The organism is Saccharopolyspora pogona (genome assembly GCF_014697215.1).
GTDB classification, from domain to species: domain Bacteria; phylum Actinomycetota; class Actinomycetes; order Mycobacteriales; family Pseudonocardiaceae; genus Saccharopolyspora; species Saccharopolyspora hattusasensis.
Genome location: NZ_CP031142.1, coordinates 3,071,232 through 3,088,831 on the forward strand (window position 1 = coordinate 3,071,232; position 17,600 = coordinate 3,088,831).

At 70.0% G+C, this 17,600-nt stretch carries 12 protein-coding genes; 5 read left to right on the forward strand and 7 right to left on the reverse strand.

Annotated elements, in window-relative coordinates; genetic code table 11:
* Positions 1–175 precede the first annotated feature (175 nt).
* The 5 genes from DL519_RS14115 to DL519_RS14135 all read left to right on the forward strand — a co-directional run bounded on the left by DL519_RS14115 (position 176) and on the right by DL519_RS14135 (position 7,521).
* Positions 176–1,759, forward strand: coding sequence for an aldehyde dehydrogenase family protein (locus DL519_RS14115; RefSeq protein WP_223838957.1), 1,584 nt, complete (start codon positions 176–178; stop codon positions 1,757–1,759).
* A complete protein-coding gene (locus DL519_RS14120; RefSeq protein WP_190815356.1) occupies positions 1,759–2,904 on the forward strand; it encodes an NAD(P)/FAD-dependent oxidoreductase in 1,146 nt (381 codons plus the stop codon). The genes DL519_RS14115 and DL519_RS14120 overlap by 1 nt, the downstream gene beginning before the upstream one ends.
* 156 nt (positions 2,905–3,060) lie before the next feature.
* Positions 3,061–4,218, forward strand: a complete 1,158-nt coding sequence (locus DL519_RS14125) for a Glu/Leu/Phe/Val family dehydrogenase (RefSeq protein WP_190815358.1) — start codon at positions 3,061–3,063, stop codon at positions 4,216–4,218.
* Between the two features lie 97 nt (positions 4,219–4,315).
* Positions 4,316–5,239: a LysR family transcriptional regulator gene (locus DL519_RS14130; protein ID WP_190815360.1), complete on the forward strand. Its 924-nt coding sequence runs from the start codon at positions 4,316–4,318 to the stop codon at positions 5,237–5,239.
* A gap of 98 nt (positions 5,240–5,337) precedes the next feature.
* Complete coding sequence (locus DL519_RS14135; protein WP_190815362.1) at positions 5,338–7,521, forward strand: thiamine pyrophosphate-dependent enzyme; 2,184 nt, start codon at positions 5,338–5,340, stop codon at positions 7,519–7,521.
* 86 nt (positions 7,522–7,607) lie between these two features.
* Here the strand turns inward: DL519_RS14135 and DL519_RS14140 are convergent, their stop codons facing one another.
* The 7 genes from DL519_RS14140 to ahcY form a co-directional block, all read right to left on the reverse strand.
* Positions 7,608–9,011: an FAD-binding oxidoreductase gene (locus tag DL519_RS14140; protein WP_190815364.1), complete on the reverse strand. Its 1,404-nt coding sequence runs from the start codon at positions 9,009–9,011 to the stop codon at positions 7,608–7,610.
* Between the two features lie 90 nt (positions 9,012–9,101).
* Positions 9,102–9,890: an MBL fold metallo-hydrolase gene (locus tag DL519_RS14145; protein WP_190815366.1), complete on the reverse strand. Its 789-nt coding sequence runs from the start codon at positions 9,888–9,890 to the stop codon at positions 9,102–9,104.
* A gap of 109 nt (positions 9,891–9,999) precedes the next feature.
* A complete protein-coding gene (locus DL519_RS14150; RefSeq protein WP_190815368.1) occupies positions 10,000–10,983 on the reverse strand; it encodes a phosphatidylinositol-specific phospholipase C in 984 nt (327 codons plus the stop codon).
* A gap of 312 nt (positions 10,984–11,295) precedes the next feature.
* Positions 11,296–12,735, reverse strand: coding sequence for a carboxylesterase/lipase family protein (locus DL519_RS14155; protein ID WP_263399640.1), 1,440 nt, complete (start codon positions 12,733–12,735; stop codon positions 11,296–11,298).
* Positions 12,736–12,805: 70 nt separating this feature from the next.
* Entirely contained in the window at positions 12,806–14,128 is a 1,323-nt protein-coding gene (locus tag DL519_RS14160; RefSeq protein WP_190815371.1) for a wax ester/triacylglycerol synthase family O-acyltransferase, read from the reverse strand.
* A 739-nt stretch (positions 14,129–14,867) separates the two neighbouring features.
* Entirely contained in the window at positions 14,868–15,746 is an 879-nt protein-coding gene (locus DL519_RS14165) for a mycobacterial-type methylenetetrahydrofolate reductase (RefSeq protein WP_190815373.1), read from the reverse strand.
* A gap of 384 nt (positions 15,747–16,130) precedes the next feature.
* Entirely contained in the window at positions 16,131–17,591 is a 1,461-nt protein-coding gene (ahcY, locus tag DL519_RS14170) for an adenosylhomocysteinase (RefSeq protein WP_190813310.1), read from the reverse strand.
* Positions 17,592–17,600 lie beyond the last annotated feature (9 nt).

Consider the following 17,600-nt stretch of genomic DNA (forward strand, 5'->3'; position numbering starts at 1 on the left):
AAGCACGTGTATCCCCTATCCATTCGAGCGCAAGCTGTGCTGTCGCTCAGGGGGAACAGAAATCACTCTTCTGATTCTCCGCGAACGCGCCTCCGGGGACTTACGGTGATCCCGGCGGCGGAGGTGTCGCGCGGCACACCTGCGCACTAGTACCCGAACGAGCTGGAAGAGGTGCATGTCGGTGCAGTCGACGTTGAACTCCGTGATCGGTCCGGACGCACCCGCCCGGGTCGACGGCGGAGGCGAGTACCTTTCGCGCAACCCTGCGAACCTGGAGGACGTCGTCGCCGAGGTCTCCCTCGGCGGACCCGGGACACTGCTGGCCGCGACCGAACAGGCGCAGCGGGCGCAGCGCGAATGGGCGCAGGTGCCCGCGCCGGTGCGCGGGCGGGTGGTGGCCGGGCTGGGCCGGTTGGTCGAGGCGAACAAGGAGTCACTGGCGCGGCTGGTGACCCGGGAGATCGGCAAGCCCTACGCCGAAGCGCTCGGCGAGGTGCAGGAGATCATCGACACCTGCGACTTCTTCCTCGGCGAGGGCCGCAGGCTCTACGGGCAGACGGTGCCCTCGGAGATGCCGGACAAGCAGCTGTTCACCTTCCGCGTGCCGGTGGGCGTCGCCGTGGTGATCACCGCGGGTAACTTCCCGGTCGCGGTGCCGTCCTGGTACATGGTGCCCGCGCTGCTGTGCGGCAACGCCGTGGTGTGGAAGCCCGCCGAGTACGCCGCGGGCGCGGCGCGGGCGCTGGCCGAGCTGGCCTGGCGCGCCGGGGTGCCCAAGGGCGTGCTCAACCTCGTCTACACCGACGGCGAGGCGACCTTCGAGGGACTGGAGTCCGCGCTGGCGGCGGGCACCGTCAACAAGGTCGGGTTCACGGGTTCCAGCGCGGTCGGCGCGCGGGTCGGCGAGCTGTGCGGCCAGTACCTGCAGAGCCCGTGCCTGGAGCTGGGCGGCAAGAACCCGATGGTCGTCGCCCCGGACGCGGAGCTCGACCTCGCAGTGGAGGGCGCGCTGTTCTCCGGGTGGGGTACCGCCGGGCAGCGCTGCACCTCGCTGGGCAACCTGATCGTGCACCGCGACGTGCACGACGAGTTCGTGCGCCGGCTCGACGCGGCGCTGCGCGCGGCCACCATCGGCGACCCGACCGGTGACGTGCTCTACGGCCCGCTGCTGGACCAGAAGTTCGCGGACAACTTCGAGAACATCCTGGGCAACATCGCCGAGCACCACACCGTGCTGGGTTCGGAGTCGGTCGGGCGGATCGGGGATTCCGCGCCGCGCAAGGGCTTCCAGGGCGATGCCTCGACCGGGCTGTACTACCACCCGGTGCTGCTGGACGGGCTGCGGCCGGACGACCACGTGTTCCGCAACGAGACCTTCGGCCCGATCGTCGGCGTCACCACCTACGACGCGCTGGACGAGGCCATCGAGCTGGGCAACGCCCCCGGCTACGGGTTGTCCGCGGCGATCTACACCACCGACCCGGCCACCGCGTTCCGGTTCCGGCAGGGCATCGGCGCGGGCATGGTCAGCGTGAACAACTCGACCTCCGGCGCGGAGGCGCACCTGCCCTTCGGCGGAAACGGCAAGTCCGGCAACGGCAGCCGCCAGTCCGGCATCTGGGTGCTCGACCAGTTCACCCGCTGGCAGTCGTTGAACTGGGACTTCTCCGGCAAGCTGCAGAAGGCCCAGATGGACGTCGACACCGTCGAGCCGGAGCTGGACTTCCGGCTGCCCCCGGAACTCGGCGGTGCCCGGTGATGCTGCCGGGCCGGGCCGAGGTCGTCGTGATCGGCGGCGGCGTGGTGGGCGTCAGCACCGCCTTCCACCTCGCCGAGGCCGGCGTGGACGTGCTGCTGCTGGAGCGCGACGAGCTCGGCGAAGGCAGCACGAGCAAGGCCGCCGGCGGGGTGCGCGCGCAGTTCTCCGACCCGGTCAACATCGAGCTCGGGCAGCGCAGCCTGAACGCGTTCGAGGACTTCGCGCGGCGGCCCGGCGGCGAGATCGACCTCAAGCAGTTCGGCTACCTGTTCCTGCTGTCGGATCCCGACGACGTCGCGACGTTCGAGCGGAGCGTGCGGCTGCAGAACGAGTTCGGCGTGCCGAGCCGGATGCTGACCGTCGCCGAGGCCTGCGAGCTCTCGCCGTACGTGGTGCCGGACGGGCTGCTGGCGGCCGCCTTCTCCCCCACCGACGGGCACTGCACCCCGGAGGCGGTGGTGCAGGGTTACGCGCAGGCTGCCCGGCAGCACGGCGCCCTGCTGCGGCGGCACTGCCCAGTGACCGGCATCGAGGTCACCGGCGGTGGGATCACCGCGGTGCACACCCATTTCGGTTCCGTCGAAACGTCCACCGTGGTCTGCGCGGCGGGCGCGTGGTCGGCGGCGGTCGGCGAGTTCGCCGGCGTCGAGCTGCCGGTCCGGCCGCTGCGGCGGCAGATCCTGGTCACCGAGCCCGTGCCGGACCTGCGGCCCCGGCTGCCGTTCACCATCGACTTCAGCACCAGCTTCTACTTCCACGACGAAGGACCGGGTCTGCTCATCGGCATGTCCGACCCCGACGAGGAGTACGGGTTCCGGCTCAACACCGACGACCGCTGGCTCGGGAGGCTCGCCGACACCGTGGCGCGGCGCGCACCGCGGCTGGCCGACATCGGCGTCGCGCACGGCTGGGCCGGGCTCTACGAGGTCACGCCCGACCACAACGCCCTGGTCGGGGAGGCCGCGGGACCGAGCCGGTTCCTCTACGCCACCGGCTTCTCCGGCCACGGCTTCCTGCAGGGACCGGCCATCGGCGAAGTCATGCGCGACCTCGTGCTCGGCCGACCGCCGGTCGTCGACGTCACCGGCCTCGACGTCCGCCGTTTCGCCGGCGCCGGGGTCCGGCCCGAGCACAACTGCGTCTGAAAGGCGGAACCCGGGCTCATCCGCGGCCCTTTCGAGCGGATCCCCCGACACGCAGTGCGGCTCGGCCGCTTCGAGGACGAAGAACTTCGTAAGACACGAGCGAAATCCCCCGATATCCGGGCTGTGCTCGGCGCAGCCGACGAAGGAGCGCGAACCGTGCGTGATCTGTTGCAGGAGATCGACGAATGGGGCCCGGAGAAGGTGGTGTGCGTCTCGGACGCGCGCACCGGCATGCGGGGCGTGCTGGTCATCGACAACACCGCCCGCGGCACCGGCAAGGGCGGCACCCGGATGAGCCCGACCGTCACCGTCGGCGAGATCGCCCGGCTGGCCCGCGTGATGACCTGGAAGTGGGCCGCGGTCGACCTGTTCCACGGCGGCGCGAAGGCGGGCATCTTCGCCGACCCGGACGCGCCGGACACGGAGCGGATCGTGCGGGCCTTCGCGCGGCGACTGGCCGACCAGATCCCGGCCAGCTACGTCGCGGGGCTGGACATGGGGATGACCGAGCACGACGCGGCGATCATCCAGGACGAGCTCGGCGACCGCGGCGCGGCTGTCGGCGTCCCCGAATCGCTGGGCGGCGTGCCCTACGACCAGTTGGGCGTGACCGGTCACGGCGTCGCCGAGGCCGTGGACGCGGCGCTGGCCCACCAGGGCCGCAGCGTGGCCGGGGCGCGGGTGGCATTGCAGGGCTTCGGCGCCGTCGGGGCCGCCGCCGCGAAGCGGCTGCACGAGCTCGGCGCCCAGCTGGTCGCGCTGTCCACGATCGACGGTTCGGTGCACGACCCGGCGGGGCTCGACGTGCCGCAGTGGCTGGACGCCCGCGCCGAGTTCGGCGACGCGTGCGTGGCCAAGGCCTCGGCGCGGCACCGGATCCCGCGCGGCGAGGAGCTTCGGGTGGACTGCGACGTGCTGATCCCGGCCGCCGGGCAGGACGTCATCGACGAATCCGTCGCCCCAGAGATCCGGGCTGGGTTGATCGTGGAGGGGGCGAACCTGCCGACCACGCCCAAGGCCCGCCACCTGCTGGCGGGCCGGGAGATCACCATCGTGCCGGACTTCATCGCCAACGCCGGCGGTGCCATCGCAGCCGGTTTCGCCATGGACGCGCGGCATTCCGCGTTCCGGCCGGAACCGACGGCGATCCTGCGGACGGTGGCGGAACGCACCCGCAACAACACCGTGCTGGTCCTGGACACCGCGCAGGCCGGTGGCGTACTACCGCACCAGGCGGCGCTGGACATGGCCAAGGAACGCGTCCGGACTGCGATGCAGCTGCGGGGTCGATTGCCCAGAGCCGCGACCGCATGAGGACTGCGTTTTACTCGCATCGCGCGGCGCTGCCGGCACTCGGGGCGAGCCGGCCCCGGGTGCGCGGCTTGGAAGACGAGAGCAGAGGGGGTCAGGCGTGCTCAACCCGATCCACTTGAGAACCCTGCAGGAATGCGTTCGCACCGGATCGTTCGCCGAGGCAGGGCGGGTGCTCGGCTACACGGCATCGGCGGTGTCGCAACAAATGGCGCTGCTGGAACGCGCGGTCGGCGCGCCGCTGTTCGAGCGTTCCGCGCGCAGCGCCCGCAGCACCGCGCTGGCGATCCGGCTCGCCGACCGCAGCCGCGACGCGCTCGGTACGCTCGACGCGCTGGAGCGCGAGGTCCGGGCGATGGTCGCCGGGGAGGAAGGCAGCCTGCGGCTGGCCAGCTTCGCCACCGCCAACGCCCGCGTGCTGCCGGACGTGCTCGCCGCCGTGGTCTCCCAACGGCCGAGCGCCGAGGTGCAACTCGACGAGGGCGAGCCGGACGAGGTGCTCGGCGACGTGCTGGACGGCGTCCTGGACGCGGCCGTGGTCTTCGAGTACGACCTCGATCCGCGGCAGTGGCCGATCGAACTGTGCGTGGAAGAGCTGATGGCTGAGCCGCTGCGGCTGGCGCTGCCCGAGGCGCACCGGCTCGCCGGGGCCGCGGAGGTGGACTTGCGCGAGCTCGCCGGGGCCGCCTGGATCTGCACCCGGCAGGACACCGCGGGGGCGCGGGCGCTGGTGCGGCTGGCCGCCGCGGCCGGGTTCGTGCCGCGGATCACCTTCCGCAGCAACGACTACTCGGTGATCCGGGACCTGGTGGCCCGCGACCTCGGGGTGGCGGTGCTGCCCGGGCTGGCGATCCCCGACGACCACGTGCGCATCTCCCGGATCGCCGGCTGGCAGCCGCACCGCCGGGTGAAGGCCTTGTACCGCAAGCAGAACACGAACCCGCTGCTGCCGATCGCGCTGGAATGCCTGGCCAAGTCCTGTGCTCAGGTGGCCAACGACTGGCACGCGGTACCGGGCGCGTAGTGGGTGCCGTGAGTCTTGCGAATCGCTGTAGCGGCCCGAAGGGCTCACGGCACCGAGCCCTGTTGCAGACTCACGACCGCTCGCCACACGGAGGACCTATGAGCGACAAGACCGAACCCGTTGACGAGTTCTTCCGGACCGCCGTGGCCGGTTGGTCCGCCCGGCCGTCGACCGGGTCGGGGCAGGACGACGAACTGCTGGCGCTGTTCGACTCGCAGGCCGGCAGCAGGCACCTGGACTTCCAGGCGCGGCAACTGGGCTCGCAGGGCAAGGGGTTCTACAGCATCGGCTCGTCCGGGCACGAGTCCAACGCCGCGGTCGCCGCCGCGCTGCGGCCCACGGATCCGGCTCTGCTGCACTACCGCTCCGGCGGCTTCTACGTCCGCCGCGGCCGGCAGGTGCCGGGCCAGCACCCGCTGCGCGACGTGCTGCTGGGCATCGTCGCCTCGTCCGATGAGCCGATCTCCGCCGGTCGGCACAAGGTGTTCGGCAACGCCGAGCTGTCCGTCATCCCGCAGACCTCGACCATCGCCTCGCACCTGCCGCGCGCGGTGGGCCTGGCTTTCTCGCTCGGGCGGGCCGCCAAGCTCGGCGTCCCGGCCGCCTGGCCGGCAGATTCCGTGGTGGTCTGCAGCTTCGGCGACGCCTCGGCGAACCACTCCACCGCGACCGGCGCGATCAACTCCGCGCTGCACTGCGCCTTCCAGGGCCTGCCGATGCCGCTGCTGCTGGTGTGCGAGGACAACGGCATCGGGATCAGCGTGCGCACGCCGCAAGGCTGGATCGAATCCACCTACGGCGACCGCAACGCCCTGCGGTACTTCACGGTCGACGGCGACGACCCAGTGAGCTGCCTGGCGGTCGCGCGGGAGGCCGCGGACTGGGTCCGCGAGCACCGCGCCCCGGCGTTCCTGCACCTGCGGACGGTGCGGTTGATGGGGCACGCCGGGTCGGACGTGGAGTCCGGTTACCGGTCGCGCACCGAGATCACCGCGGACTACCAGCGCGATCCGCTGCGCGCCACCGCAAAAGCACTGGTGGACAACGGAATTCTGCGCCCCGATGAGGTGCTCGCGCGCTACGAGGATAAGCGGGCCGAGGTCGCGCGCATCGCCGAGGAGGCGCTCGGCCGCCGGAAGCTGGGCAGCGCTGCCGAGGTGATGGCCTCGATCTGTCAGGACCGGCCGGACGTCGTCGCGCGCCGGGCGGGTGAGGTTCCGTCGCGGCGCTCGGAGTTCTTCGGTGATCAGCTCCCGGAGTCCGAGGGGCCGCTAACCCTGGCGCAGGCGATCAACCGCTCGCTGGCTGAAGAGCTGGCCCGCGATCCGCGCGTCGTGGTCTTCGGCGAGGACGTCGCCCGCAAGGGCGGGGTGTACGGGGTGACGCGCGGACTGCGCAAGAAGTTCGGCGGCACCAATGTGTTCGACACGCTGCTGGACGAGCAGAGCATCCTGGGCACGGCGCTCGGCGCGGGGCTCGCCGGGCTGCTGCCGATCCCCGAGATCCAGTACCTCGCCTACGTGCACAACGCGGCCGACCAGCTGCGCGGCGAAGGCAGCACGCTGAGCTTCTTCTCCAACGGCCAGTACCGGAACCCGATGGTGGTGCGCATCGCGGGTTACGGCTACCAGAAGGGCTTCGGCGGCCATTTCCACAACGACAACAGCGTCGCCGCGCTGCGCGACCTGCCGGGCGTTGTGGTCGCGTCGCCTTCCCGGCCGGACGACGCCGCCGCGATGATGCGCACCTGCGTCGCGGCCGCGCACGAGGACGGCCGGCTGTGCGTGTTCCTGGAGCCGATCGCGCTATACCACACGCGTGACCTGCACGAATCCGGCGACGGCGAGTGGCTGGCGCCGTACCCGGTACCGGGCGAGCACCACGTGCCGATCGGCCGCGCCCGGGAGTACGGCGACGGAGAAGATCTGACGCTGGTCAGCTTCGGCAACGGGGTGCCGATGAGCCTGCGGGTCGCGAAGCGGCTTCAGGAGCGCGGCATCGGGGCCCGGGTGCTGGACCTGCACTGGTTGGCGCCGCTGCCGGTCGAGGACCTGCTCGCGTCGGCGCGCGCGACCGGGCGGGTGCTGGTGGTCGACGAAACCCGCCGCAGCGGCGGCATTTCCGAGCCTGTGGTGACGGCGCTGGTCGACGGCGGGTTCCGCGGCCAGATCGGCCGCGTTACCAGTGAGGACAGCTTCATCCCGCTGGGCGCGGCGGCCAACCATGTCCTGCTTGACGAGGACACCATCGAGACGGCGGCGCTGGAACTGACGAAGAGGTGACCCTTCGCCACTGGCCCGCGAGTGCTTTTGGGCTCAGCCAGGACGACTACGAATTCACCGACATCTTCGAACGGTTTGCCTGACGCTCAGCTGTCCGGCGGATCGCCGAAGACCTTGCCGGGGTTGAAGATCCCGGTGGGGTCGAGGGCGTTCTTGACCGCGTGGTGCATGCCGATCACCGCCGGGCTGAGCTCGGCGTGCAGGCCCTTGCGCTTGAGCAGGCCCACGCCGTGCTCCCCGGTCACCGTCCCGCCCAGGGCGATGGCGTCCGCGACGATGTCGTCGAAGGCCCGCTGCGCGCGCAGCCGGGCCGCCTCGTCGCCGGGCGGCGTGATGATCAACGGGTGCAGGTTGCCGTCGCCGGCGTGCGCGATGTTGGCGATCTGGGTGTCGTGCCGATGCGCCGCCGCCTCGATGCGCCCCAGCATCTCCGGCACCTTCGCCCGCGGCACGCAGACGTCTTCGGTCAGCACCGGACCGAGGCGTTCCAGCGCCGGGTAGGCCAGTCGGCGCGCGGCGAACAGGGCATCCGCCTCGTGCTCGTCGGTGGAGCGGGCGCTCCAGGTAGCGCCGGCCTCTTCGAAGCAGCGCAGCAGCGCGTCAACTTCCTGCTCCCCCGCGGCGCCCGGGGTATCGGAACGGCCGAGCAGCAGCACGTTCGCCTCCGCGTTGAGCCCCATGTTCTTCCACCCGTCGACCGCCTTCAGGCAGTGCTGGTCGAGCAGTTCCAGCGCCGACGGCACGATCCCGGCCGCAGCGACCGCAGCAACCGCTTGCCCGGCGGCGACGAGGGAATCGAAGTAACCGACCACGGTGCGCTCCGGGGCGCGCAGGCCGGGCAGCAGCTTGACGGTGATCTCGGTGATCACGCCGAGCGTGCCCTCCGAGCCGACGAACAGCCCGCACAGGTCGTAACCGGCGACGCCCTTGGCCGTGCGCCGACCCAGCCGCACGACCTCGCCGCTGCCGACGACGGCCTCCAGGCCCAGCACGTAGTCGCGGGTCACGCCGTACTTCACGCAGCACACGCCGCCGGCGTTGGTGGAGACGTTGCCGCCGATGGTGGACCACGGCGAGCTGGCCGGGTCCGGCGGGTACCAGGCGCCCTGCTCGCGGCAGGCAGCGCGCAGATCGTCGTTGACCACTCCCGGCTGGACCACCGCGAGCTGCTCGCGCGGGTTGATCTCCAGGATCTCGTTCATGCCCTCGAAGGAGATCAGCACGCAACCGTCGATCGCGTTCGCGCCGCCCGACAGGCCGGTCCCGGCGCCTCGCGGCACCACCGGAACTCCCAGCTCAGCGCAGACCCGCACCACCGCGACCACGTCATCGGTACTGGTCGCGCGCACCACGGCCAGCGGCTTGCCGTACGGGGCCCACTCGGCCTCGTCGTGCGCGAACCGGGCGACGGAGTCGGGGTCGGTCAGCAGCACCGGCCCGGGAAGTTCCGCTCGCAGCGCCGCAAGCGCCTTCTCCGCCATGCCCGACATGCCGTCCTCCTCCGTCCGCCGCAGTCCACCCCAACGTTAACCAACGCGGACGTCGCCCCGGCCGCCGCCTGCGGCGGGCCCAACCGCAGGTCAGCGCGCGAGGGCATCCAGAGTGAACTGCTCGGGGAAGGGCGAGCGCGCCACCGCCTGCTCCGCGGTGAGCGTCCCCGCCGCCACCGCCCGGCACAGCTCGGCCACGGCCGCCAGCTCGGCGCGCTGGCGCCGCACGAACTCCCGGTCCACCGGTTCGCCGTGCCCGGGCAACACGATCGGCGCGTCCAGCGCGAGGACCGCGTCCAGCGCGGCCGGCCACTCCTGCGGGTATGCGTCACCGAACTGCGGTGGTGCACCGTGCTCGACCAAATCGCCCGCGAACACGACGCCCGCGTCCGGCACGTGCACGACCAGGTCGTGGTCGGTGTGCGCCGGTCCGAAGTGGAGCAGCGCCACGTCACGCCCGCCGAGGTCGAGCACCGCCCGGTCATCGACCAGGTTGTCGGGCAGGGCGATCCGCACGGCGTTGATGCGGTCGGCGACCTCGTGCTCACCTCGCTCGCGGTAGTGCCGCGCCCACTTCTCGCGCTGACCCTCCCCCGCGGCCACGAGTCGGGTGCGGCACCTGTCGTGCGCCCAGACCGGGCACGGGGTGAACGCCTCGGTGCCGAAGCTGTGGTCGAAGTGCGCGTGGGTCAGGACCACCGACCAGGGCAGCGGCGTGACCTCGCGGACCGCCGCCGCGAGCTCGGCACCCTGTCCGGCGTCCCCACCTGTGTCGATGACCAAGCAGCGTGCGCTTCCCACGACGAGGCCGACCGAGAGGTCCAGCTCGTCGTAGCGGCGCAACAGCACGCCGTCGGCCACGTCGATCCAGCTCCCCACTTCGCACCCACCTCGCAGTCACGGCGAATCGATACGAGCTCCACCCCGCGAGTGCATTCTCCGCCGTGCCTGGCACCGCGCCGACCGCGCCCCGCTCCGGTGTCGGAGCTCAGTGCCCGTTCTTCGCGATGATGGCGTTCACCAGTTCGCCACCCGGGAAGTCCATCATGATCACACCGGTGCGGGGCAGGCCGTTGCCGGTGAGGTGTTTCAGGGCGTAGTTGTTGACGCCGCGGAAACCGGCGGCGCCGCAGGCGACCGCGTTCGGGAAGGCGGCCGGGCTGGAGCCGCTGGAGAAGTTCAAGAACATCCGTCCCGGATCGGCGGCCACCGTCTTGTCCAGGTGGTCGCGCACCTTGAACCACTTGTCGTCGATGTCGAACAAGGTCGGCACGTTGTACTCGTCCTGGACATACTCGCCCCAGGAGTCGCCGTTGAACTGCCCGAGCCCGCGCCCCTCGTACAGCCCGCCGTGCGCGCGCTGCAGGCTCGCCAGCACGATCTTGCCGCGCACCTGACCGAGCGTCGGCATCTCGCCGCCGGCCGGGTCGTGCAGGTACTTGCCGTTGGGGTCGTTGTCCCGGTACCAGTCGAAGATCTGCGCGGTGTCGAGCTGGCTGTTCTCGTCGGTGCACGAGCCGACTTTGCCGGTGCACTCGGCCTTCAGCCGCATGAGCACCGTTTCACCGGGGTGCGCGGCCAGGAACTCGCCCGCCTTCCGCAGCACGTCGGAGAAGTTGGCGTTCTGGTAGAACGGCCCGTGGTGCAGGGTGAACAGGTCGTCGTAGCGCCGCACCCGGATGTCGATGGCCCGGATTCCCGACTGCAGCTGCACGGTCAGCGTTTTGGCGCTGTCGCCGTGGTTCTCCTGCGTCTGGGTCAGCGAACCGCCGTGCAGTGACAGGGTCTGGTGGGTGCCGGGGATCGACAGCTGAGCGAGGCTGGCGTCGTCGGGCAGGCCCGCCATCCAGTCCGGGTTCGACGCCTCGGTGATGCTCTGGCAGTACGGCGCCGCGGCGGCCGTTCCGGGCAGGACGGCGACGGCCAGCGCCATCGCCAGGACCGCTGCCGCGCGAGTCGATCTTCCAGGCATGCGCCCAAGAATCCCGCGCCCGCCGCGACAACGGCGCGAATGGCGGAAACTCGCCAGCACCCAGCCGACGTGAGCGCTTTCGGCGGCAGCGGCGGCGTACCCGGCATCGCTGACGTGAAGCGAACAGACCACCCACACCAAAAGACGACACAAACGGTCCGTTCACCTCACCCACCGTAGTTCGGGCGCCCCGCTCCGCGAGGGGCGCGGTGCGTTTAGCGCCACGGCGTTTCAAAGACACGAGAGGCCCCACCACAACCCGCACACCACATCCCAAACAGCCGCTATGAGCGCCAAAAGCACTCACGGGTCTCACGCCTGGAAGCGGTGTTGCCAGATCTCCCGGGATACCTTGATCGGATCGGCCACCACGGTCGACGGCACGTTCCACACCCGGGCCGAGCGGTCGGCGACGGTGTAGGCAGGCCACCCCGGGTCACCGGTCGCCGCGAATGAAACCCACGCCTTGCGCAGCTCGCCGGACAGCTGCTCGAAGTCCGGCGGGATCTCGCCGCCGAACATCGACTTGCCGAGCCCATCCTCAACGATTCCGAACGTGAACGGCACGTCCAGCCCGTGGTGCGCGCCGAGCGCACCGCCGCGCACCGGGCTCGACCAGGCGAACTCATAGGCGTAGCTGCGGCCGCCAGCCGCGGCGTGCGCTTCAGCGTTCCACAGCGACGGCATCCGGAACAGCTGATCGCTGAGCATCAGCGAGAACAGCTCGGCATCCTCGATCCCCGGATACCCGGCGCGGTACCGGCCCACCACCGACGGATCCAGCCGCAGCCGCTGCGCCATCAGCACCGGGTCCTTGACCTCCGCGGGAAGGTCCACTGTGAACATTCGGGCTTCGTCGGCGGTGTATCCGCTGATCAGGTCCACGTCGCGGCCCGCGCCGGCGCGCAGCGCGACCCACGGCAGGTCGTCGAGCACCTCGCCGTCGAGGATCACCGCGTACGGCGTGGAATTCGTCCAGTCCGCGCGGTTCTCGTCCTGCTCCGCCATCACGGGCAGCTGCGCCGCGTGGATCGCCTCGGACGGCACCGCCGCCAGCTCCTCGGCGGTGGCCGGGACACCGAGCGGACCGACGATGAGCTCGCTGAGCTTGCGCGCCTCGTCCTCGGCGCAGTACAGCGAGCCGACGCTCTGCGCGATCGCGCGGCGGAACAACCCGCTCCGGGTCGATCCCCCGATCAGCGTGGCCACCGAGGTCGCGCCCGCGGACTCGCCGAAGATCGTCACATTGCCCGGGTTGCCGCCGAACGCGGCGATGTTGTCGCGCACCCAGCGCAACGCCGCGAGCTGGTCCAGCATGCCGCGGTTGGACGGCGCATCGGCAACCCAACCGAAACCCTCATAACCGACCCGGTAGTTCACCGTCACCGCGACGACCCCGGCCTGCGCGAACAACGCCGGATCGTAGTCGGCGGCCGTACCGCCCAGATAGGCCCCGCCGTGGAACCAGACCATGACCGGCAGGCCGCCGCCGCGATCCGGGGTCCACACGTTGACGCTCAGGCAGTCGGTGCTGTCACCGGGGTTCCACGGCGACGGGAACCCGGGGATCACCGCCGGTTGCGGCACCGACGCGCTGAACTCCAACGCGTCCCGCACCCCTTCCCACCGCTGCGGGGCAACAGGCGCCTGGAACCGACGCGCCCCGTCCAGCGGTGCCGCGTACGGAATTCCCCTGAAAATGCTCAACTCTTCGTTCGCGGTTCCCCGCACCGTGCCCTGTTCGGTCCGCACCACAAGATCCATGCCCCCCATAAAACCAGCGAAAGCGCGGCCGCGTTGCCCGATCGACGTAGTGCACGGTTCACGACCGGTCGTCGAGTTCGGCCACCGCGAACGGCACCGCTTCGCTGAGCTTCTCCAGGTCCGGCAACGCCGCGCGATTGGCGTGCACGCCCACGTGCACGGTGTCGCGGTACTGCGAGACCGCGATCGCCAGCGCGTGCCCGGCCACCAGCGGGGCGACCGGGTACAGCTCCACCAACTCTGCCCCTCCCAGGGCCGCCCGGAAACCCGGCAGCGGCACGTTGGTGATCACGGTGTCGAACAGCAGCGCGGCACCTTGCCCGGCCAGCGGGGCGGCCACCTGGTGCACGATCTGCGGGACCCGCCCGGCAAGCACCGGAAACGCACCCGGCCCGCGCAGCGGACCCGCGCTCTTGTTGCGACCCATCGCGACCCGGATCGCCTGCAACCGCGCCACCGGGTCCGGCTCCCCCACCGGCAGATCGCACAGGTAGCCGGACAGCTGGTTGTTCCCTCGCGCGTTGTCGCCGCGACGACGGCTGACCGGGATCAGCGCCCGCAGCGGCAGTTCGTCGACCGGGTGCCCGCGCGCGGCCAGCCACCGGCGGAACGCCCCGGCGAGCACCGCGAGCACGACGTCGTTGGTGGTGCCGCCGTGCCGGGCGCGGATCCGCCGCAGGTCAGCGAGGCCGATCGGGATCAGCGCCACCCGCCGCGCCGCGGAAGCGGAAGCGCGCAACGGCGAATCCGGGATCGGCAGCCGCATGCTGCGCACCACCGACGAGGCGATGCCGAGCGTTTCACCGGACTTCGACAGGGTTCCGCGAACCGCATCGAACAGCTGCTGCGGTTTGCGGAGCAGGTCCAGCGGGCTGCCGTCGGGATCGGGCAGCGGTTCCGGCGCCTCGGGCGTGAAGCCGTCGAGCAGCCCCAAACCCATCTCGACCGCTTCCCGGCCATCGGCGAGGGCGTGGTGGAACTTCACCAGCACCGCGAACCGGTCCCCGTCCAGCCCGGTGATCAGGTGCAGTTCCCACAGCGGACGGCGCCGGTCCAGCGGGTCCGCGATGAGCTCCGCGACCAGCTCGGCCAATTCCTCCCGCCCGCCCGGCGAGGGCACCTGGTGGCTGCGCACCTGCTCGGCCGCGTCGAATTCCGGCGCTTCCGCCCAACGGGCCTGGCCGGGCAGCCACGACTGGCCGAGCCGCAGCCGCAGCCGCGCGATCCGCTGGGCCCGCTCGGCCAGCAGCGCCAGCAGCCGCACCCGGTCCGCCGGTTCCGACGGCCGGAACACCGCGACCGCACCGATGTGCATCGGCGCGGTTTCCTGCTCCAGGCACAGGAACGCCCAGTCGAGCGCACTGACCTCGGTCGTCATCATCGCCGCACCTCACCACGCGATTCGAGAACAGCTTGCCGGAAACAATCCGGGCCGGAATCGGAATAGTTCACCGGACTAGTTACGGAATTGTTTCCACCCCGGAAATTCCCAGCGATCGGCAGACCCGGGAGGTGATCTGATCCGCGAGCGAATCGAATGACCGCCCCGACGAAGCGGAAAATGATTCGTCTTCTACGGGCCGCCCGGACTCGAAACCGAGGCCGCCGCCGACGGGGTGGGCAGGGCCTGGAGGTGCTGGCGACAACGGCACTGACGTGGTCCTTCCTGTCACGACGGGCAACGCCCGACGACGCCGGGCACCGCCGCGGCAACGCTTGCGGCTCGCTCCTGACGGCGCTTTCCATCAGGGTGCACCGTTGCACTTCCGTCCAAATTGGACCGATTGCGGCCGGATCGACTGAATTGAGCCGACCGAGCCGCGAATGCGTCGACTTTAAACCAAAACGAGGACGGATGAAAACGAGGACCGCCGGCAGCGACGAGCACGATGCAGGCCTTGATCGCTCCGATAGGTACCGATCAAACGCTCCGAGTCACCCAGAAGCATGCATGGCGGCCGCCCGCGACGGCGCGGCCGACGGGATTCGATGACACCGCGCACCCGCCGCGCGCGGAGCACGACGTCGCGCGGTGAGCGAACTCACCCAGCTGCCGGACCCGGAACGCGAGAACCGCCGCCCCGCTCGGGGACGGCGGTTCCCGGTCGCGCGAGGTCAGCTCACGGCGCCCAGTGGTCGAGCATGGCCGCGAAGGTCTCGAAGGCCGCCTTGTTGTAGCCGTAGGGCGCTTCCAGGTGGACGCTGAGCGGGAAGCCGAGGTCGTGCACCCCGTCGATGACCCGCTTGTAGAGGTCCACGACCCGCTGCTTGCGCTGCTCGAAGCCCAGCTCCGCGGTCTGCGCCACGAATTCCTGCTCGGCGGCCACGGCCGGGTTGCCCGGGTCCTGGATAAGCCACTGGATCAGATTCTTCCTGCTCTCCACGCCCGGGATGAACCCGAAGGACAGCAGGATCTCCGGGCGGTGCGACGTGGTCCGGGCGAACTCAGCGAGGAACCGGACGATCGCGTCGGAGTAGAGCAGCTGGGTCATGCCGTAGGTGGCGCCGCGCTCGCACTTGAAGCCGAACCGGCCTTGCTCGCCGTCCCGGGTCGGGATCAGGATCGAACCGCGGTGCGGCACCACGTCCTGGAACTTGGCCAGGGCGTCGGTGGGCGCGACGCCGGGCCCCTCGCCGTCGGCCATGTTGCGCGGCACCCCGACGAACGCGATGCCGTCCATGCCCGCGTCGCGCAGGTTGTGCAGGCGCTCGGTCAGCTGTTGCTCGTCGTGGAACGCGGTGACCTGCGTGCACAGCCCGCGCATGCCGCCCAGTTCGGGCTCGATCGTCCGCCAGAAATCGATGGTGTCCATCTTCTCCCGGAAGTCGACCGGCCGGTCCCCGTCCTCCTGGATGATGCCGGGGATCATCACGTGCTTGATGTGGCCGGCCAGCCCGGAGGCGCGACTGAGCTCGGCGACCTTGCGACCTTCCGCGACGGCCATCTGCACGCCACCGTCGAGGGCGGGCGGTACCAGTTCGAGTGCGATGGTGTTCATGTCGGCCTCAGGTTTTCCTTCTGTCGACTTTCGGTCACCACAGCGCCCGGTCGAGATGCACTCCTGCGACTGCTCTTCTCGACGAGCAGGGACCGTTTTTCCTCTGATGACTGGAGATTCTTTCGCGGAAATGCGAATTGCGGTATCCTGAAAGGATCGTCGTTCAGCCACTCGCAGAAAAGGCTGTGCATTCGGATCAGCGACGCGGCCGAGCCTCGGCCGGGTACGCGCTTTCGCCGGTCGGCGAATCCTATGGCGAAACCGGTTGCGCGGAGCGCGGTTTCAGCGCCGGGGCGGATGTCCGGCGGCTCCCCCCGGCCGAGGAGAGCCGCCGTTGCGACCCGGTACCGCTGCGCGAAAGCGAAGCGGTACCGGGCAGTTCGATCAGTAGCGGTAGTGGTCGGGCTTGTAGGGGCCGTCGACGTCGACACCGATGTAGGCGGCCTGCTCCTTGGAGAGCTTGGTCAGCTTCACACCCAGAGCGTCCAGGTGCAGGCGGGCCACCTTCTCGTCCAGGTGCTTGGGCAGCACATACACCTGCTTGTCGTACTCCCCCGGCTTGGTGAACAACTCGATCTGCGCGATCGTCTGGTTGGTGAAGGAGTTCGACATCACGAAGCTGGGGTGCCCGGTGGCATTGCCCAGGTTCAGCAACCGGCCCTCCGACAACACAATGATCGAATGCCCGTCCTCGAACACGTACTCGTGGACCTGCGGCTTGATCTCCTGCTTACGGACACCGGGCGTTTTCTCCAACCCCGCCATGTCGATCTCGTTGTCGAAATGACCGATGTTGCCCACGATCGCCTGGTGCTTCATCCGCCCCATGTGCTCAGCGGTGATGATGTCGAAGTTCCCCGTCGTCGTGACGAAGATGTCAGCGATCTCCACGACATCTTCCAGCGTGGTCACCTGATAACCGTCCATCGCCGCCTGCAACGCGCAGATCGGGTCGATCTCGGTGACGATCACCCGCGCACCCTGGCCGCGCAGCGACTCCGCCGAGCCCTTACCGACGTCGCCGTAGCCGCAGACCACCGCGACCTTGCCGCCAATGAGCACATCCGTGGCACGGTTGATGCCATCGATCAGCGAGTGCCGGCACCCGTACTTGTTGTCGAACTTCGACTTCGTCACCGAGTCGTTGACGTTGATCGCCGGGAACAACAGATCCCCGGTCTTGGCCAGCTCATACAGCCGGTGCACACCGGTGGTGGTCTCCTCGGTGACACCCTTGACCTCGCCGGCGATCTTCGTGAACCGCTTGCCGTCCGCGGCGACGCTGGCGCGCAGCGTCTCCAGGATGACCTTGTACTCCTCCGGGTCATCATCTCCAGCCTGCGGCACCACCCCGGCAGCCTCGAACTCCACACCCTTGTGCACCAACAGCGTGGCATCACCACCATCATCGAGGATCATGTTCGGACCCTCACCACCACCGAACTGGAACAACTGGTCGGTGCACCACCAGTACTCCTCCAGCGACTCACCCTTCCACGCGAACACCGACACACCCGCAGGCGCCTCCGGCGTCCCGTCCGGGCCCACCACAACCGCAGCGGCGGCCTCGTCCTGGGTCGAGAAGATGTTGCACGACACCCACCGGACCTCGGCGCCCAGCGCGACCAGCGTCTCGATCAACACCGCCGTCTGCACCGTCATGTGCAACGAACCCGCAATCCGCGCACCCCTCAACGGCTGCGAGGCCGCAAACTCCTCACGCGTCGCCATCAAACCCGGCATCTCATGCTCAGCCAACCGGATCTGATGCCGCCCGGCCTCAGCCAACCCCAGATCCCGGACAGCGAACTCCAGGCCGTTGACCTTCTGCAACTCGACGCTCATGACTACCTT